The following is an 18,711-nucleotide window of genomic DNA, read 5'->3' as shown; positions in this document are numbered from 1 at the left end:
CCGTCCACAAGGAACGTCTGATCGGCTACAACGCGGCCGAGGGTGCCATCGGCGCGCGGCCGGCGGCGGCCGAGCGCCTGTGCTGGACCGCGGTGCAGGCGGCGGCGTTCCTGCGTCACAACGAGCTGTACTACCGCGACCAGGTCGCCGACGTGTTCGAGGTGATGCTGGGAACCGGGATGCGGCGCAGGGAGGCGCTGGGGCTGCACTGGGAGGACGTCCACTTCATGGAGCGCAAGATCTTCGTCCGCTGGACGCTGGCCACCATCGACAACAACGAACTGCACCTGTGCGCGCCGAAGACCAAGGCGAGCAGGAACTGGGTCAGCGCCAACCCGCGGGTCCTGGCCGCGCTGCAGCGCCAAGCCGACCACCAGCAGTCCCTGCTCCCTCCGGGAGCACCACTGCGTGGACTCGTCTTCGCGGACGTCGACGGAGCCCCGCTGCACCCGCAGTACCTCCTGGACCAGCTGCGCCGCCGCCAGGCCGAGGCCGGGCTGCCGCAGATCACGATTCACGATCTGCGGCACACGGTGGCGACCATCATGATCACCTCCGGGGTGTCCATCGCGATCGTGTCGAAGGCGCTGCGGCATTCGACCATCGCGACGACCATCAACATCTATGGGCACCTGCTCAAGCACGCTACGGACGACGCGGTCAACGCGCTCGCCCATGCCTACGAACTGGCCGCCACGGACCTTGAGGATTGCCGGTTTCCAGCCCCGCCACGCTGCTTGACCGGCCCGGGTGTCAGCTGCCCAGGAGCAGATCGGCCACCGCCTGGGGGACGGTGAGCGAGGCCTGGCCAGCCAGCCAGTCGACACCGGTCTGGTGGGCCGCTATCACCTCGGCCTGCCAGAAGGTGAGGAAATCGTGCTCCCGACCGGTGAACGGCTCCTTCTCAAGTAGCGGGAGCGCCATCTGAACCAGGTGTCCGGGCCCGGCGTACTCCTCTTCAGCGAGCCGCCATGCCTGGTCGGTCGAGGCCGTGATGAGGCGCTGGACGTTGTCCAGCGCCTCATCACGCGCCTTGCGCCGTCTGCCGAACGCTTCGTAGACCGCTGCGGACGCCGCCCGCACGCAGTCCGCCACCGGCGCCTCGCCTTCGGCGCAGGCGCTCTGCCCGCGCATCCACGCCTCCAGCAGCAGCCACTCCCCGTCGACCCCCCAACTCCCCACACACGCCGGCAGCCCTTCCCGCAGCCCGACCGGCACGGGCAGGGCCGCCACGCAGGCAGCCGTCAGCAGTTCGCGCGGGTCAACACGGCGGGCAACCGCTCCGCGAGCCTGCTCGACCGCGCCGGTCAGCGCGGACAGCCTGGGCCCTACCCAGGGCTCCAGCCAAGGGAAAGCGGCAGCGGCCGCGAAGCCCTCGAGCGTGCGCGTCTGCGCGCGCCGCCACACCCGCACCGCCTGGGTGGGCTCAGCGCCCGCAGGCCCTGGTGTCGGCACCGGACCCGCCGGCGCGCCGGCGCCCGGCACCACTGCGGGAGTTCTCAGCCCTGCCACCGCGACCGCGAACTCGCTCACGGGATGGTCCGCCGGCAACATCCACGCGCAGGACCCGCACAACGGCCCGGCCGCGAGCCCAACACGGCGCAGCCGCGCACCCGGCCCAACTGGCGGCATGCCAGGTCGCCGTGAAGCACAGCCTGGCTCCCGGGGACGCTGTAGCAGTCCAGGAGGAGAGAACCCAGCGCACCCAGGGGCACGTCATCGCCGAAGATCTGCCCCAGCCGCACCAGGCGCGCTCCACCCCTCAGCACAACGTCTCCCGAAGCCCACGGCCTGCCGGGCCCCTTTGCGCCCCAGCAAGGAGGACCACCCGGCCAGGGCGGCTCCCGCCTGCGTGGTGGTCGCATGGTGGTCGCAAACCTCCGCCTTGCGAGGCCGCCCCCGCACCGACATCCGATCCGGAAAATGCGGACAGAGCGGAAGGAGGCGCATAAATTGAACGATGCTCACGCCCGGCCGCGTCAACCCCGCGCCACGGGGTCACCCTCCACAGGACGTCGTGAGTGGTTAACGATCCGGCCGCCGATCGGGCCATGTGCGCTAACTCCAGCCATACAGCGGCGAGTTGACTAGGTCAGCCCGCGCCCGGCTGCGCTCCACGGCCGGACGAGGTGCGACCACCCTGCGACCACTACCCCGAGACACGCACAAAAAGGCCGTCCCCATCTTCAGATGAGAACGGCCTCCGACCTGCGGTTACGCAAGTCGGGACGACAGGATTTGAACCTGCGACCCCTTGACCCCCAGTCAAGTGCGCTACCAAGCTGCGCCACGTCCCGTGGTCTCGGTGCCCGGTAGCGGGGCCTGGGGGGCTCTGCTGTGGGCTTCTCGACCTTGTCTCCGGTTGTCCCGGCGACGTGGAAAACAATACAGCACGTGGAGGGGTGCTCGCTGCCGGGTTGGGGGTGGGCGGGTCAGGGGCGGGTCGGGGTGGGTCAGGGGGTGGGGTGGCGGGCGTCGTAGGTGAGGAAGGCGGGGCGGCGGGCGGCGAGGAGGACGACGGCGGCGACGCAGGCGAGGCCGCCGGTGATCACGGAGGTGGCGGGGTTGGTGAGGGCGGCGACGGCGCCGGACTCGAAGTCGCCGAGGCGGGGGCCGCCGGCGACGACGACGATGAAGATGCCCTGGAGGCGGCCGCGCATCTCGTCGGGGGCGGCGACCTGCATCATCGTGTTGCGGAAGATCATGCTGACGGTGTCGGCGCAGCCGGCGACCGCGAGCAGGAGGAGGCCGAGCCAGAGGTTGTGGAGGGCGCCGAAGGCCGCGATGGCGAGGCCCCAGGCGGCGACGGCGACGAGGACGGCGGCGCCCTGGCGGTGGATGCGGCCGACCCAGCCGGAGAAGAGGGCGCCGGTGAGGGCACCGACGGCGGGGGCGGCGACCAGGAGGCCGACGGTGCGGGCGTCGCCGCCGTAGAAGGTGACCGCGATGGCGGGGAAGAGGGCGCGCGGCATGCCGAAGATCATCGCGGCCAGGTCGGCGAGGAAGCTGGTGCGCAGGTTGGGCTGCTCGCGCAGGAAGCGGAGGCCGTCGAGGACGGAGGCGCGGCCCTTGCGGTCGCCGAGCGGGCGCATGGCGGGCAGCCGCCACATCGCGTAGAGGGTGCCGGCGAAGGCGACGGTGTCGACCAGGTAGGCGGCCTGGGTTCCGTAGGCGCCGATGAGGACGCCGCCGATCATGGGTCCGACGGTGAGGCCGAGGTTCATGCTGACGGTGTTCAGCGCGTTCGCTGCGGGGAGCTGGTGGCTGGGGACCAGCCGGGGGATCATCGCGGAGCGGGCGGGCGAGCTGAGGGCGAAGAAGCCGGCCTGGGCGGCGACGGCGGCGTAGAGGACGGCGACCTGGCCGAGGCCCGCCAGTGCCTGCACGGCGAGGACGGCGGAGACGGCGGCGAGCCCGGCCGAACCGATCAGGCCGAGCTTGCGCCGGTCGACGGTGTCGGCGATCGCGCCGCCGTAGAGGCCGAAGGCGACGAGCGGGAAGAAGGAGAAGAGGCCGACCAGGCCGGTCGCGAAGGCGGAGCCGGTCTCGTCGTAGACCTGGACGGAGACGGCGACGGCCGTCATCTGCTGGCCTATGGAGGAGACCGCCTGCCCGAACCAGACCCGGCGGTAGTCGGGGTGGTCTCGCAGTGGGCTGAGGTCGGCGAAGGCCCGCCGGTACCAGGGGAGGGCCTCGGTTCCGGCCGGCGGAGAGGAGGCGTCGGAGGGTGACTCCTCCGCCGGAACAGCGGCGGTGGCCGGGGCGGCATCGGACGCCGGGGCAGGGGTGGGCGCCGGGGCAGGGGCAGGCGTCGGGGCGGGATCGGACGCCGGGGCGGGATTGGCAGGATGATTGGTCGACACAACCCTCCATGGTCCGCCCCGGCCTCCCCGCTCCCCGCACCGGGGCCGGGCAGCGGCCCGTCCTACCTGGTCAGGACCTGCTTCTCCCCTGCCTCCACCGCGAAGTCGAGCCGGTTGCCCGGCGGCGGGAACGGGCAGATGAAGTGGTCCGCGAAGGCGCACGGCGGCAGGTAGGCCCGGTTGAGGTCGAGGACGGTGCGGCCGTCCGCGTCCGGGGCGGGGAGGGTGATGAAGCGGAACCGGTAGGTGTCGATGCCGCTGGTCGCGTCCGCGATGACGCCGGTGAGGCGGTCGCCGGAGCGGCTGACGGTCAGCTCGCGGTGCTCGCCGGCGACGGTGAAGGCGATCTGTCCGGTGACGGCGAGCGGGCGCTCCTTGCCGTCCGCGTTGGGGACGAGCACGGACTGGGCGCCGTCCTGCTCGAACGGGGTGAAGACGGCGGGGACGGCCCACTCCGGCGAGTACGGGTAGGCGGAGATGCCCGCGAAGGCCGTCCGGCGCGGCGCGGCCGGGTCGAAGACCCGCAGGGCGAGCTCGCCCTCGCGCTCGATCGGGACGAGCAGGACGTCGCCGAGGGTGGCGGTGTCGGCGGCCGGATCGGTGTCGGGGCGGAGCAGCGCCTCGCCGTCGACCGGGCCGTCGGCGCCGCCGACGGTGATGTCGTCCGCGGCCGCCGCCCGGACCCGGACGCCCTCGGCGTCGGCCCACCAGCGCCCGGGCAGGCCGACGATCTCGGCGGGTTCGGGCTCCAACCAGTGCGTGCCGGTGAGTGCGAGCTGGCCGTGTGGCGCGCTCACCGATGCCGCCCGGCCGTCACTCCAGTGCTTCCAGTCCTCCGCGGCCGTCGCCGTCATCGGTACACCCTCCCACTGCGGTTCTCGGACGGCCCGCTGTTCGGGCCGTCCAACTCGGTCACCCACCACAACGCCGCGCACCCGGACGGATCATTCCCGCCTGCCGGAACCGCCACAGGGCGGCCACCGTACGGCAACACGGCGTCACGACGGCAACACCACGGACACGACGCCCGCCAGGACGAAGGCCGGCCCACTCGGCCGACGCCCGACGCCCGACGCCCGGCACCCGGCACCCGGCACCCGGCACCCGACGCACCCACGCGCCCGCCCCGTCAGCTGCCGGCGCCCAGCGGCCGGAACAGCCCCTCCTGCACCACCGACACCACCAGCCGCCCGCTCCGGTCGAAGATCTGCCCGCGCGCGAGGCCGCGCGCGCCGTGGGCGATCGGGGACTCCTGCTGGTACAGCAGCCAGTCGTCCGTACGGAACGGGCGGTGGAACCACATCGCGTGGTCCAGCGAGGCCATGTCGAAATGCCGGGTGCCCCAGAGCGGCTCGACGGGGGCGCGGACGGCGTCGAGCAGCGTCATGTCGCTGGCGTAGGTGAGGGCACAGACGTGGATCAGCGGGTCGTCCGGCAGCGGGCCGTCCGTCCGCAGCCAGACGCCGCTGCGCGCCTCGACCCCGGCCAGCTCCTCCTTCGTCCAGCGCAGCCGGTCAACGTAGCGGATGTCGAAGGGCTGGCGGCGGCTGATGAACGGGGGGAGTTCGCCGAGTCGGGAGCCGACCTCCTCCAGAGCGCTGGGCAGGTCCTCGGGCGCGGGGACGTCCGGTATGGGGTGCTGGTGCTCGATGCCGCCCTCTTCGGGGCGGTGGAAGTCGGCGGTGAGGGCGAAGATCGACCGACCGCCCTGGATGGCGAGCACCCGGCGCGTGGTGAAGGAGCGGCCGTCGCGAATCCGGTCGACCTGGTAGACGATCGGCACGCCGGGCACCCCGGGGCGCAGGAAGTAGGCGTGCAGCGAGTGGACCGGACGGTCGCCGTCCACCGTGCGCCCGGCCGCGACCAGCGCCTGCCCGGCGACCTGGCCGCCGAACGTCCGCTGCAGCGCCTCCTCGGGGCTGCGCCCGCGGAAGATGTTCAGTTCGATCTGCTCCAGGTCGAGCAGGTCGACAAGGTCGTCGACGGGGGTACCCATGCGTGCGCTTCCTCTCCAGGCCCACGGCCCCGGCGGAGGTCTTCCGCCCGGCTCCGGTGCCCGTCCTGATCGAATTCTCCAACCCACTCGAATTCTCCGGCGACCGGGGTCATTCCCGCCCACCGGGCCGAAGGAGCCGATTCACTCGAACGAGTAAGCGAGCGGCGAGCGAGCAGTAGGGGGAGAGCGGACGAGCGGCCGCCAGGTGGACGGACGAACGAACGCCCACCCGGACTCAGGCCTCCCCCGCCGCCAGCCCCGACTGCCGCACGGTGATGTTGAGTCGGCCGACCAGACCCAGCGCCGGATCCGCCGTGCCGGGCAGCGTGCGCACCACGCCGTGGTAAGCGAACCGGGCCGGGCCGCCGAACACCAGCAGGTCCCCGCTGCGCAGCTCCAGGTCGGTCCACGGGCGGGTCCGGGTCTCGGTGTTCCCGAGCCGGAACACGCAGGCGTCGCCGAGTGAGAGCGAGACCACGGGCGCGTCGGTCCGCTCGTCGCGGTCCTGGTGGAGGCCCATCTTCGCGCCGTGCGGGTAGTGGTTGACGATCGCGATGTCGGGTTCGTACGACGCGGCGCCGGCGATCTGCCGGGCGTCCGTCCCGTAGGCGTCGGCGACGGCCCGGCGGGCGAGGCGGTCGAGTTCGGGCGGGAACGGCTTGACGGGCGTGCCGTCCTCCGCGTCCCTCCGATAACCGTACGGATACCAGTGCCATCCGAGGCTGACCATCCGTACGGACATCATTCTGCCGGTGGGCATCCGCACGGCGTGCAGGCCGGCCGGTGGGCGGGCCCACTCCCGGCAGGCGGCGACCAGGCGCAGCTGGGCATCGGCGTCCAGCCAGCCGGGGAGGAGGACGGCACCGGGGGCGGGCTCGGCGCGCCCGCGCGCGGCAGCGGACCCCGACCGGCCGGCCGGGACGGCACCGGGCAGGTCACCGAACAGTTCGCCCTGGATCACCCCACCATCCTCCCGCACCGCCACGGCCGAAGCCCGGCCGGCCTCAGAATCCCTGTCGGCCTCACAAACCCGGCCAGCCTCAGAAACCCGGCCGGTCTCGGGAGCCCGGACCGCCACCGGGGGGCGGACCGCCACCGGGAGTCGGGCTGCCGCCGGAGGTCGGGCTGCCGCCGGGGGCCGGCGATCCGCCGATCAGCCCCAGCTCCCGCGCGCAGTCCGGCCACGCCTCCCAGCCCTGCCGTCGGAGGATCTCCTCGCCGACCGTCGTCTGCTCCCGGCGGCTCGCGTGGTCCGGCCGGTCGGCGAAGCGCAAGCCTCCGGCGACCTCCCAGGTGGGCGGCCAGATCTGCAGGCCGCCGTAGTAGCCGTTGCCGGTGTCGGCCTGCCAGTCGCCGCCGCTCTCGCACTCGGCGAGGCCGTCCCACACGACGTCCGCGACCCGGACCGCCGCACCGGCCCGCTCCCAGGGGATCGCCGCCGACCCCGCCAGCAGCACCACGGCGACGCCCAGCCGAAGCACGACCCGGCACATACGCTCGTCACACGGAGGCAGCACAGCAGCCGACCCTAGGCTGGTCGCCGCACGACCCTCCCCAACGACACTCCGAACGCGCCGAACGCGCCAGAAACACCAGAGACGCCAGAAGCACCGGAAACGCCAACGGCCGCTCCCCCGCACAGCGGAGAAGCGGCCGTGGTGTCAGCACAGCGCCGGGGCCGGGAGGCCCGCTGAACCGAGCTCAGGCCGGGGACGTCGGACACCCGACATCAGGCGGCAGACCCCGGAGAGCCGGTGTCAAACGCTCAGCTGCTCAAACACTCAGAGGCTCAGAGGCTCAGAGGCTCAACTGATCAGACGCTCAGGGTCTGGCCCGGGAGGATCAGGTCGGGGTTGCCACCGATGACCTTGGCGTTGTTCTTGTACAGGTCGTGCCAGTCCAGGCCCTGCGCGGCGGCGATCGAGCTCAGGGTGTCACCGGACTTGACGGTGTAGCTGTCGCCCTTGGCCGGCTTGGCGTCGTTCGAGCCGGTCCAGCCCTTGGCGCCCTTGGCGGCGTCGTTCTTCGGCGCGGCCTTCGGCGCGGCCTTCGGCGCGACGTCAGCCTTCGGCGCAGCGGCGGCCTTCGGGGCGGCGGCCTTCGGCGCGACATCGGCCTTCGGGGCAGCGGCGGCCTTCGGGGCCTGGGTCTGCGCCGGCTTGGCGGCCGGGGCAGCCGGCTTGGCGGCGGTCGAACCGGCCGAGGTGTCGACGGCCGCCGGGGCGCCGCCCTTGGTCAGGCCGGCCTTGACGGAGCACACGGGCCAGGCGCCCGGGCCCTGCGAGGCGAGGACCTTCTCGGCGACGGCGATCTGCTGCGCCTTGGTGGCCTGGTTGGCCTGCGAGGCGTAGGCGGTGCCGCCGAAGGCGGCCCAGGTGCTGGAGGTGAACTGCAGTCCGCCGTAGAAACCGTTGCCGGTGTTGATGGCCCAGTTGCCGCCGCTCTCGCACTGGGCGACGGAGTCCCAGGTGGAGACGGAGGCGGCGGAGGCCGAGGTGGCCGTGACGAGGCCGGCCACCGGCAGGGCCGCGACAGCGGCGCCCGCCACGACAGCCATCCGGACGCGGTTGCGCTTGGTGGCCGTGGAGGTGGTGGCAGCGGCGGTCTCGTGACGGAAGGTCATGGGGTTCCTCTCGAAAGCCCCGGGCGGGCATGCGGAACCAGGCCCTGGAGAGGGCCGCGTTCACTTGCCGCGTCCATCGGGCGACCGTGCACGTGTCGGACGTGCCGCTTGCCGCCCCGGCCACCCAGCCGCTCACCGGCGACCTGTTCGAGCGATCGCGTCGGCGGGCACCTGCCGCATCCGGCGGGAAGCCGGAGGGGCGGTGCGTCGGGGGTGAACCCGGGTGGCGCTCGTTGCGCCGCCAATGAAGCTACGAGCCGGTCGGCGGGGAAACCAAAACTCCACCGGTCTGCCCAGCTCAGCCAAGGGTTACCGGCGGTAATGACCGCACAATCTCGCCCGAAATGCCCGTTTTAGCCGTCGATTCGTAGATCAAACATCACGGCGGCGTGACTCACCTCACGGCTTCATTCCGGCAGGCCTGCCACCGACATCGACACATTGCGACCACGAGAACACGCGGCGCGGTCGGATCAGAGGCAATTCCCGTCAGCCTCGTCGACCACCCGTGACGCCTGACACAAGGGCCCGTTGGTCATGGCGACCTCCCCGTACCCGCCCCCCGACCGCCAACCGCACCCACCAAGAGGAGAACCCGTGCCGCGCATGCTCGACGTCAGCGACGAGGTCCGGTCCGAGATCGGCGACGACGAGGCGGACCGCCTCCTCGGCGGCGACCGCGCACCCGACAGCTACGAATGCACCTCCTGCCGCACCTCCGGCGACACCCACGCGGAGCCCACCAGCACCGTCCTGTTCGTCGGCGAGGAGACCGCCGTACTCGCCTTCGCCCACGCCCGCTGCATCCCGTCCCAGGTGGTGCCGGTGGCCGAGGAGCAACTGGTCGGCGCCGTCCGCAGCATCAGCCAGGCCCAGACCGGCGCCCCGGCCGCGCCCGCGCACCCGCTGGTGCCCATTCCCGCGCCGACCCCGGCGACCGCCCCCACCCTCCAGCCCAGCGCGCCGGGCCAGGCCGCCATCCTCGGCATCACCTGCGGGCTGGTGCTGCACGGCAAGGTCGGGCACGCCTCGCTGGTCGTCGAGCCGACCGGTCCGGTCGGGCGCCCCGGCAGCACCTCGGGCGAGGACGAGTTCCTCGACCTGCTCCAGGACGCCGGCTTCCAGGCCATCACCGACCTCGACGAGACCCCGGACCAACTGGGCGGCTGGTCGGTCCTGGTGGCGATGGGCAAGCTGCACGCGATCCTGCAGCCCGCTGCCGCCGGCGGCAGCACCGGCTGGTGGCAGGCGCACCAGCCGCTCCAGGTCACCGACGCCTGGCGGATGGCCGCGAGCCAGCTCTCCGAGGTCACCATGTACGCCGTCCCGGCCGGGATGGTGGGCCGTCAGCCGCGCGAGGACCTGCTCCGCCAGGCGCTGGAGCGGGCGGTGGCACTGGGCCAGGTGGTCGCCGCCTCCCTCCCCCTCGCCGGCACCTGAGCCCCTCGGCACCCAGCCCCAGCAGCGCGCGCCCGACCCAGCCCCAGCCCCAGCCCCAGCCGCGCCCCAACCCGCCGGCACCCGGGCTCCACGCCCGGGCTCCGCACCCGCCGGAAGGCGGCCTCCCCCTCGGCACAAGCCGCCTTCCGGCCGGGCCCCGGCAACCCCGCATCCCTGTGCCCCCTCACTCGTTGGCCCCTGTGTGTACAGCTACGACGTCTCCGCGTCCCCCGGCCGGTCCACCACCGCCCCCCGCTCGATCCCCGGCATGCGCCCGTCGTACGACGCGGAGCACCCGCACTCGACGACGCCGATCTACGACGAGCTGTACTCCGAGTACCGGCGGCTGTTCCGCGCGCTCCCGGGCGACCGCTCGGGCGAGGAGGACCTGAAGTTCACCGGCTTCGCAGTCCGCGACGGTTACCCGGTGCTCGGCGAACCGCGCCCGTACCCGCCCCAGCACCAGGCCTTCCACAGCTACGGGGGACAGGCGCCCGGCCTGCCGCAGTACATGCCGAGCCAGCAGCACGGCCACTCCGCAGGGCACGCCGCCAACCACGGCGCCACCGGGCACTCCGGCCACGGCGCCACCGGCCACACCCACCACAACGCCACCGGCCACACCCATCACGGCGCGATGGGCCACACCGGCCACAGCGCCCCTCAGCCGCACCCGCACGCCGAGCCCGCCGCCCCGACCAGCGACGGCTTCGGCCAGGCCGCCCCGGCGGCCACCGCCCCTCAGCACACCCCGCCCCCGCCGCCCCAGTTCACCAACGGCCAGGGCTGGGTGGCCGCCGGCTACCTCGGCCCGATCCCGCACGCGATGCCCGCGCCGCCCCCGGCCCCCGCCCCGGCCATGGGCACCGCCACCGGCGTCGCCACCGCCGCACCCACCGGCGGCCGCCACCGCCAGATGCTCTCCCTCCCCCCGGGCCGCAACGGCGACCACCACTGAACCGCCCGCCTGCGCACCACCCCCACGGCGCCCGCACAGCGCCCGCACGACCCCGTACACGCGACGAGGGCCCCGCCACCACCGTGACGGGGCCCTCGCCCACACCTGCTGCCGGCACCCACCGACTACTGCCGGTGGATCACGACGTCCTACTTCCTCTTGCGCTTCTCCCGGACCCGCACCGAGATCGAGATCGGCGTCCCGACGAAGCCGAACTCCTCACGCAGCCGGCGCTCGATGAAGCGCCGGTAGCCGGCCTCCAGGAAGCCCGAGGCGAACAGCACGAACCGCGGCGGACGGATGCCCGCCTGGGTGCCGAACAGGACGCGCGGCTGCTTGCCACCGCGGATCGGGTGCGGGTGGGCGGCCACCAGCTCGCCGAGGAAGGCGTTCAGCCGCGCGGTCGGGATGCGGGTCTCCCAGCCTTCCAACGCGGTCTCGATCGCCGGGACGAGCTTCTCCATGTGCCGGCCGGTCTTGGCCGAGACGTTGACCCGGGGGGCCCACTGCACCTGGACGAGGTCGCGCTCGATCTCGCGCTCCAGGTAGAAGCGGCGCTCCTCGTCCATCTGGTCCCACTTGTTGTAGGCGATGACGACGGCGCGCCCGGCCTCGACGGCCATCGAGATGATCCGGGTGTCCTGCTCGGCGAGGGTCTCGCTGGCGTCGACCAGGACGACCGCGACCTCGGCCTTCTCCAGCGCGGCGGAGGTCCGCAGCGAGGCGTAGAAGTCGGCGCCGGCGGTCAGGTGGACGCGACGGCGGATGCCGGCGGTGTCGACGAACTTCCAGGTCTTGCCGGCGAGTTCGATCATCTCGTCGACCGGGTCACGGGTGGTGCCGGCCAGCTCGTTGACGACCACCCGCTCCTCGCCGGCGACCTTGTTCAGCAGGCTGGACTTGCCCACGTTCGGGCGGCCGATCAGCGCGATGCGGCGCGGGCCGCCGGGGGCGGCGTCGCCGAAGGTCTGCGGCGGGGCCTCGGGCAGCGCGTCCATGACGGCGTCGAGCAGGTCGCCCGAGCCTCGGCCGTGCAGCGCGGAGACGGGGTACGGCTCGCCCAGGCCCAGCGACCACAGGTAGGCGGCCTCGGCCTCGGTGGACGGGCCGTCGACCTTGTTGGCGCACAGCACGGTCGGCTTGCCGGCCCGGCGGATGAGCTTGATCAGGGCTTCGTCGGTGTCGGTGGCGCCGACGGTGGCGTCGACCACGAACAGCACCGCGTCGGCCTGCTCGATGCCGAGCTCGGCCTGCGCGGCCACCATCGCGTCGATGCCGAGGACGTCGATCTCCCAGCCGCCGGTGTCGACGACCTTGAAGCGGCGGCCGTTCCAGCTGGCCTCGTAGGTGACCCGGTCGCGGGTGACGCCCGGCTTGTCCTCGACGACGGCCTCACGGCGGCCGATGATGCGGTTCACCAGGGTCGACTTGCCGACGTTCGGGCGGCCGACGACGGCCAGCACCGGCAGCGGTACGTGCTCGGCGCCGTCGAAGCCGTCCACGCCGTCGACGTCGAAGCCTTCCTCGGCGGCGATGGCCATGAACTCGGCGTAGTCGGCGGCGTCCAGTCCACCGTGGCCGGTGTCGGAGTGCTCTGCGGTCATGTTCGTCTGTTCCGTTTCCCGGCGCGGCCCTTCCCAGGGGCGCGCCGTGCGTACCTGCCCCGCTCGGGGCAGCGCGATGGTTTTCTCCGCGGCACCTCGGCGGCACCGCAGCTCATTCGGCCGTTCCGGCCATTCCGGTTGTTCCGGCCGTTCAGACCGTTCCTGCCGTTCCTGCCGTTCCTGCCGTTCAGACCATTGTGGCCGTCCAGACCGGTCCGTCCTTCAGACCGGTCCGTCCCTTCAGGCCTGTCCGTCCTCTCAGACCGACGACATCCCGGCCCGCTCCTCCACCAGCGCGGCGATCCGGTCGATCACCTGCTCCAGGGTGAGCTCGCTGGTGTCCACCAGGACGGCGTCCGCGGCCTGGGCCAGCGGGGCCGTCTTCCGGGAGGAGTCCGCGGCGTCCCGGCGGGCGAGGTCGGCGGCCATCGCGGTGATGGTCGCCTCGTCGACGCCCTTGGCGCGCAGCTCGGCCGCCCGGCGCTCGGCCCGGGCCTGCTCGGAGGCGGTCAGGAACACCTTGACGGTGGCGTTCGGGAACACCACCGTCCCCATGTCCCGGCCCTCGGCGACGATGCCGCGCTCGGCGACCTCGGCGCAGCCGCGCTGCAGCTCCACCAGCCGGGAGCGCACCGCCGGCACCGCGGAGACGGCGCTGACCTGCGCCGTCACCTCGGGGCCGCGGATCGGTCCGGAGACGTCCTGGCCGTCCACCGTGATGGTGGGACCGTCCGCGTCCGTGCCCGACACGATCACCGGCTTGCCGCACGCGACGGCCACCGCCTCCGGGTCGGCCACGGCGACGTCGTTGGCCAGCATCCACCAGGTCATCGCCCGGTACATGGCTCCGGTGTCCAGGAAGCTCAGGCCCAGCTGGGCCGCCACCGCCCGCGAGACGGTCGACTTGCCCGAACCGGAGGGTCCGTCGATCGCGACGACGACCGGGGCGTGCGCTCGGTCGGCAGTGTCCACGGGGCCGAACCTCTCTCTGGGCGTGAAAGCCGGGGCCTGGGGAGGCAGACGGCAGGGGGTTGTCTCCCTCAAGGTTAATGGACCGCCGCCCTACCCACTCCGCCACCCGATCAGCCCAGTGCCAGCCCCCTGCCGGCCCCCTTGGCTCCGGTACAGCCCCGGTATCAGCGCCGATATCGGCCCCGGTATCAGCCCTGGTCGGGGCCCAGGATCCGCAGGACGGCGTTGCCCAGCCGGGGCCGCAGGTACTCCCCGTCCCACTCGATGCCGAGGATGCCGGCGGTGAAGGCCATCGGGATCTCGCGGCCGAGGTGGTCCCAGACGAACGGCACCTTGGAGACGTGCGAGGGGAAGTCGTTCACCGCGAAGGAGTCCCGGTGGTACGGGTTGGCGTCCGCCTCCCGCCAGCCGAAGGACTGGCGCAGCCGGGGCCCGTCGGGGGTCTGGGTGTGCGCGAGGAAGGCGGTGAGCCAGCCGGTCACCCGTGGGCCGCCGGACATCGACCGCCACTTGAAGAGCGAGCGCCAGAACTCGTCGTCGACCGTCCCGCCCGCCGCGGTCGCCGCGATCTCGTCGAGCACCGGGCGCAGTTCGGCGAACCACGGCGCCAGCCAGTCGAAGCGCTCCGCCAGCCCGGCGACCCGCGCCACCAGCAGCGCCCAGTCCTCGACCGTGCCCTCCAGCCGGATCCGCGGGATGCCACAGCGGGTCTCCCAGCGGAAGGCGTAGTAGGGACTGACCACGTCCATCAGCGCCACCAGCGCGGAGGAGGCGTCGTCGGGCGTGGTCGTCGAGAACGCCGGCTGGAACAGCTCCACCAGTTCGGCCCCGACCGCCGCCGCCAGCGGCTCCCGCACCAGCCGGACCGACCGCGACCAGTCCGGGCCGGGCGCCGCCAGGGCGTCGTCGCGGACCACGATCGCTTCCCGGCGTCCCTCGGCACCGCCGAACAGCGCCCGGTACCTCGGCGCGTACATCCGCGCGTGCACGGCCACCTCGTGCACCACCGCGTACCAGAGCACGTCCGGCGACAGGCTGAGCGGCAGGTGCTCCGCGAAGGCGGCGTGGACCGCCCGCACCAGCAGGCTGCAGGTCGGCTCCGGCTCGGTGGACTCCGGGTCCGGCGGCGTCGGCCGGGGCAGTTCGACCAGCGCTTCGACGCTGCGGTGGTGGATCCGGAAGTCCCCACCCACCACCGCCCGCAGGAACCGTTCGTTCCCCAGGTCCACCGGCCGGCCGTAGGACCCGTGCCGGGTCTCGCCCAGCGGCAACTCGATGATCATCCCTGCTCCCCCTCAACCGAACCGCTCGACCGAACCGCTCAACCGAAGTCCCAGAAGCCGACCGGCCCCCGCAGCCCGATCAGTCCCGGACGCTCCACCCGCTCGCCCGCAGCGCCACCGTGAGCGGCTTGACCGCCCCGGGCGCCACCGACAGCTGGACGAAGCCCACCTGCTGGCCGGTCGAGTGCTCGATGACGACGTCCTCGATGTTGACCCCGGCCGCGCCGACCTCGCCGAACAGCCGGCCCAGCTCGCCGGGCTGGTCACCGAGCACCACGGCCACCGTCTCGTACCGGGTGGGCGGCGCGCCGTGCTTGCCGGGGATGCGGGCCTGGCCGGTGTTGCCGCGCCGCATGACCGCCTCGATCCCGGCCGCGCCCGCCCGGCGCTCGCCCTCCTCGGGGGCGTCCAGGGCGCGCAGCGCGGTGACGGTCTCCCCGAGGTCGGAGGCGACCTCCTCCAGGATGTCGGCGACCGCGCCGGCGTTGGCGGAGAGGATGTCGACCCACATGCCGGGGTTGGAGGCGGCGATCCTGGTGACGTCCCGGACACCCTGCCCGGAGAGCCTTATGGCGGTCTCGTCGGCGTGCTCCAGCCGGGCGGCGACCAGCGAGGACACCAGCTGCGGGGCGTGCGAGACCAGGGCGACGGCCCGGTCGTGCGCGGTCGCGTCCATCACGATCGGCATCGCACCGCAGAGCGCGACCAGTTCCAGGGCGGCGTTGAGCGTCTCGGTGTCGGTGTCGTCGGTGGGGGTGAGCACCCAGGGGCGGCCCTCGAACAGGTCGGCGCGGGCGGCCAGCGGGCCGGAGCGCTCGCGGCCGGCCATCGGGTGGCTGCCGATGTAGTGGACGGTGTCGCAGCCGAGCGCGGCGACCTCGATGCGCGGGCCGGCCTTGACGCTGGCGACGTCGGTGTACCAGCGGGCCAGGTTGCGGCGCTGGCAGTCGGCGAGCACCTTGCCGACCAGGGCGGGCGGCACGGCGATGATCGCCAGGTCGACCGGGCCGTCGGCCGGCTCGGTGATGCCGGCGCCGAGCGAGGCGGCGGTCCGGGCGGCGTCCGGGTCGGCGTCCTCCAGATGGACGGTCAGCCCGCGGCCGGCCAGGGCGAGCGCGGCGGAGGTGCCGATCAGTCCGGTACCGACGACGACGGCAGTGCGCATGGCGGGTCGCGCTCCTTCTCGAATTCTCGGGCTTCGCGTTCCGGGCTGCCCGACCTCGCCGGTTCTCGGTCCGGTCGGCGCCCCGGCACCGGCCGGGAACACCCGCGCCCCATCCTCTCGCATCCGCCCCACCCACGCCCCCACCGCCCACCCGCTGGGCAACCACGGCGGCCCCGCCCCCGTCCCACACCATGCGGAGGCACGCCGGACACGGCGGGCACCACAGGACCGCGAACGCGCCAGGCCGCCAGACCGCCAGACCGCCAGACCGCCAGACCGCCAGACCCGCCAACGGGCACACACGCCGCACCCCGCGAAATCCGGCGACGCCCGCACCGAAGCGGGGCAGACTGGCCGCCCGGGCACGGCGCGGGCGACACGCGGAACACGGCACGCGAACGAAGGGATTGCGCATGGACGATCAGCACAGCGGCGACGATCAGCAGAACGGCGAGGCCCGACACGTCGGCGAGGCCGGGCCCCCGAAACCCCCCGCCGTCCCCGCCCACCCGTCGGTCCTGGACTCCGTCGTGGTCTACGCCGAGGGCGCGGTGTGCCGCCGCCGGGCCAGCGTCCCGCTCCCGGCCGACGGCCGGCTGCGGCTGACCGGTCTGCCCTCCTCCCTGGACGGCCGCTCGCTGCGCGCCCGGGTGCTCGACGGCCCGAGCGGGACGGCGGTCACCGAGGCCCGGCTGGAGCTGCTCGCCGAGTTCCACGAGCCGACCGAACTCCCCCGGCTCCGCCGCGAGTTGGACGAGGCCATGGAGCGCCAGGGCGCACTCACCGAGCGCCGCCGACTGGTCCTGACCGCGATCGCCGAGACCTCCGCCCTGCGCGCCGTACCACCGCAGCGGCGGCCCGAGGAACCGCTGCGGCGGACGCCCGCCGACGCCTGGCTGGAGCTGGCCGACTTCGTCGACGAGCGCCTGACCCGGCTCCAGCGACGCGCCGAGGAGCTCACCAAGGAAGTCGAACTCGCGGACCACGAGCGCGAATTGGCCGCCGACCGGCTGGACCGCGCATCCACGGCCGGCCCCGCCCACCCGGTCGGGACCGCCGCCACCGTCCTGCTCACCCTCACCACCGCGCAGGCCTCGGCGCTCTCCGCACAGCCCGCCCCGGAACCCACCATGGAACCCACCATGGAATCCGCCCCGGAATCCGCCGGGGAACCCGTCGCCCCAGCCCCCGAGAAGCCCCCCGCCCGGCTCGACATCGAGCTGGAGTACGGCGTCCCCGCCGCCCGCTGGGCGCCCGCCTACCGCCTCTCCTACCGCCAGGGCGCCGACACCGGCCGACTCGTCCTGCGCGCCTCCGTCGCCCAGCAGACCGGAGAGGACTGGACCGGCGTCCGGCTCGCCCTCTCCACCGCCGACCTCGACCGCCGCACCGACCTGCCCCGGCTCCGCTCGCTGCGGATCGGCCGCAGCCAGCCCGCCCCGCCGCCGTCCGGCTGGCGCGAGCCCCCGGCCGGCCTGGCCGACCTCTTCACCGGCTACGACGACGCCGGAGCCGGAGCCCGCCCTGCCCCGCGCCGCAAGGCCCCGCTCGCCGTCTCGGCCCCCGGCCCGTACGGATCCGCCGCCCGGCTCAACCGCCTCGGGGGCGCCCGGCCCGCCGACGCCGGCCTCGTGGCCGACGCCGCCCGGCTGGCCGCCCCCACCGGGCGCGGCGGCACCCTGGACATCGACGAACCCGTACCGGAGCCCCCGCCCGCCCCGAGCGGCTTCGCCGGATACGGCGGTGCACCCGCCGCCGCCCCGATGCCCCAAGCCCCCCTGCCGCAAGCCTCGATGTACCAAGCCTCGATGCCCCAGGTTTCGATGCCCCAGGTTTCGATGCCCCAGGCCCCCGCGCCGCCGCCCGCCCCCGTGGCACCGGGCGGCGCGCCCCCGCCGGACCTGCACCCGCTCGCCCGCCGCTCCCGCCGAAGCGGCGGCGGCACCGAGGCCCCCGGCACCGGCTTCGCCCCGGACGCCTCCCTGCTCGACTACCCCGGCCTCGTCCTGGCCGGCCCCGACGCACCCGCCGCCCACCGCGGCACCCTGCGCCCCCAGGCCGAGCAGGCCGACCACTACGGGCCGGCGGCGATGCCCCCGGGTGACACCGGCGGCGAGCGGGTCCGCCATCTGGCACTCCCCCGGCACGCCATCCCGCCCCGCGAGTCGGCGGGCTCCTTCGATCACCGCTTCGACTCCGCCGCCCCCGCCGACATCCCGTCCGACGGCACCTGGCACACCGTCACGATCGACGAGATCCCGGTGTCCGTCCGCCCGGAGTACGTCACCGTCCCCGCCGTCGAAGAGAAGGTGTACGCCACCCTGGTGCTCGCCAACCGGACCGACCGCGCCGTGCTGGCCGGCCCGGTCGAGGTCACCGTCGACGACGAGTTCCTGCTCACCGCCGCCCTGCCCACCCTCGCCCCGGGCGGGCTGCGGAGCCTGGGCATCGGGGTCACCGAGAGCATCGAGGTGGCGCGCCGCACCGAGCTGCACGAGTCCACCGCGGGCATGCTGAGCAGCAGTACCGTGCTCGACCACCGGGTGCGCGTCCAGCTGGCGAACCGGCTCGGCCGCACCGTCACCGTGGAGGTCCGCGAGCGCGTGCCGGTCACCTCCGACGCCGAGATCCGGATCGAGGAGCGGGCCGACTGGCAGGCCCCGGCGGTCTCCACGCCGGACTGCCCGCCCAGCACCCGGCTCTGGCGGGTCGAGCTGCCGCCCGGCGGCCGCACCGAGCTGGACGGCGGCTACCAGATCAAGATCCCGGCCGGAAAGGCCATCGTCGGTGGAAACCGGAGGAACTGA

At 73.8% G+C, this 18,711-nt stretch carries 15 protein-coding genes and 1 tRNA gene; 4 read left to right on the top strand and 12 right to left on the bottom strand.

Going from position 1 to position 18,711, the window contains the following annotated elements; translation table 11 throughout:
- Positions 1-92 precede the first annotated feature (92 nt).
- On the top strand, positions 93-797 hold the full coding sequence (locus ACIP37_RS28625) for a site-specific integrase (RefSeq protein WP_400811484.1): 705 nt from the start codon (positions 93-95) through the stop codon (positions 795-797).
- Here the strand turns inward: ACIP37_RS28625 and ACIP37_RS28620 are convergent.
- From ACIP37_RS28620 to ACIP37_RS28585, 8 genes are all read right to left on the bottom strand, one after another.
- Positions 754-1,533, bottom strand: coding sequence for a hypothetical protein (locus tag ACIP37_RS28620; RefSeq protein ID WP_400811482.1), 780 nt, complete (start codon positions 1,531-1,533; stop codon positions 754-756). The genes ACIP37_RS28625 and ACIP37_RS28620 overlap by 44 nt on opposite strands.
- A 690-nt stretch (positions 1,534-2,223) precedes the next feature.
- Positions 2,224-2,297, bottom strand: a tRNA-Pro gene (locus ACIP37_RS28615).
- Between the two features lie 156 nt (positions 2,298-2,453).
- A complete protein-coding gene (locus tag ACIP37_RS28610) occupies positions 2,454-3,863 on the bottom strand; it encodes an MFS transporter (protein WP_400811480.1) in 1,410 nt (469 codons plus the stop codon).
- Positions 3,864-3,925: 62 nt separating this feature from the next.
- Positions 3,926-4,717 carry a DUF1684 domain-containing protein gene (locus ACIP37_RS28605; RefSeq protein ID WP_363629134.1) on the bottom strand — a complete coding sequence of 264 codons (792 nt, stop codon included), beginning with the start codon at positions 4,715-4,717 and terminating at the stop codon, positions 3,926-3,928.
- 275 nt (positions 4,718-4,992) lie between these two features.
- Complete coding sequence (locus ACIP37_RS28600) at positions 4,993-5,859, bottom strand: acyl-CoA thioesterase II (protein WP_363587009.1); 867 nt, start codon at positions 5,857-5,859, stop codon at positions 4,993-4,995.
- Between the two features lie 235 nt (positions 5,860-6,094).
- The gene (locus ACIP37_RS28595; RefSeq protein WP_363587032.1) at positions 6,095-6,793 is read right to left on the bottom strand and encodes an alpha-ketoglutarate-dependent dioxygenase AlkB; all 699 of its coding nucleotides are present in this window, start codon (positions 6,791-6,793) and stop codon (positions 6,095-6,097) included.
- Between the two features lie 106 nt (positions 6,794-6,899).
- Complete coding sequence (locus ACIP37_RS28590; protein ID WP_400811477.1) at positions 6,900-7,340, bottom strand: transglycosylase family protein; 441 nt, start codon at positions 7,338-7,340, stop codon at positions 6,900-6,902.
- 332 nt (positions 7,341-7,672) lie between these two features.
- Positions 7,673-8,482 carry a transglycosylase family protein gene (locus ACIP37_RS28585; RefSeq protein WP_400811475.1) on the bottom strand — a complete coding sequence of 270 codons (810 nt, stop codon included), beginning with the start codon at positions 8,480-8,482 and terminating at the stop codon, positions 7,673-7,675.
- A 606-nt stretch (positions 8,483-9,088) separates the two neighbouring features.
- On the opposite strand from ACIP37_RS28585, the gene ACIP37_RS28580 reads away from it, so the two are divergent.
- Both ACIP37_RS28580 and ACIP37_RS28575 read left to right on the top strand, forming a co-directional pair.
- Entirely contained in the window at positions 9,089-9,922 is an 834-nt protein-coding gene (locus ACIP37_RS28580; RefSeq protein ID WP_400811590.1) for a hypothetical protein, read from the top strand.
- A gap of 202 nt (positions 9,923-10,124) precedes the next feature.
- Positions 10,125-10,880 carry a hypothetical protein gene (locus ACIP37_RS28575; RefSeq protein WP_363629137.1) on the top strand — a complete coding sequence of 252 codons (756 nt, stop codon included), beginning with the start codon at positions 10,125-10,127 and terminating at the stop codon, positions 10,878-10,880.
- Positions 10,881-11,029: 149 nt separating this feature from the next.
- Here the strand turns inward: ACIP37_RS28575 and der are convergent, their stop codons facing one another.
- The 4 genes from der to ACIP37_RS28555 form a co-directional block, all read right to left on the bottom strand.
- On the bottom strand, positions 11,030-12,484 hold the full coding sequence (gene der, locus ACIP37_RS28570; protein ID WP_363587005.1) for a ribosome biogenesis GTPase Der: 1,455 nt from the start codon (positions 12,482-12,484) through the stop codon (positions 11,030-11,032).
- Positions 12,485-12,742: 258 nt separating this feature from the next.
- Positions 12,743-13,456 (bottom strand): (d)CMP kinase, encoded by a 714-nt coding sequence (cmk, locus tag ACIP37_RS28565; protein ID WP_363629139.1) that lies wholly within the window; start codon positions 13,454-13,456, stop codon positions 12,743-12,745.
- 188 nt (positions 13,457-13,644) lie between these two features.
- Positions 13,645-14,739, bottom strand: a complete 1,095-nt coding sequence (locus tag ACIP37_RS28560; RefSeq protein ID WP_400811472.1) for a DUF4419 domain-containing protein — start codon at positions 14,737-14,739, stop codon at positions 13,645-13,647.
- A gap of 79 nt (positions 14,740-14,818) precedes the next feature.
- Positions 14,819-15,904, bottom strand: a complete 1,086-nt coding sequence (locus ACIP37_RS28555; RefSeq protein ID WP_363624126.1) for a prephenate dehydrogenase — start codon at positions 15,902-15,904, stop codon at positions 14,819-14,821.
- 413 nt (positions 15,905-16,317) lie between these two features.
- On the opposite strand from ACIP37_RS28555, the gene ACIP37_RS28550 reads away from it, so the two are divergent.
- Positions 16,318-18,711 (top strand): DUF4139 domain-containing protein, encoded by a 2,394-nt coding sequence (locus ACIP37_RS28550; RefSeq protein ID WP_400811470.1) that lies wholly within the window; start codon positions 16,318-16,320, stop codon positions 18,709-18,711.

Origin of the sequence: Kitasatospora sp. NPDC088861 (assembly GCF_044750105.1) — a bacterium.
Classification (GTDB): Bacteria; Actinomycetota; Actinomycetes; order Streptomycetales; family Streptomycetaceae; genus Kitasatospora.
Note: the sequence above shows the minus strand (reverse complement) of the source record. Positions and strands in the feature narration are given on the sequence as shown.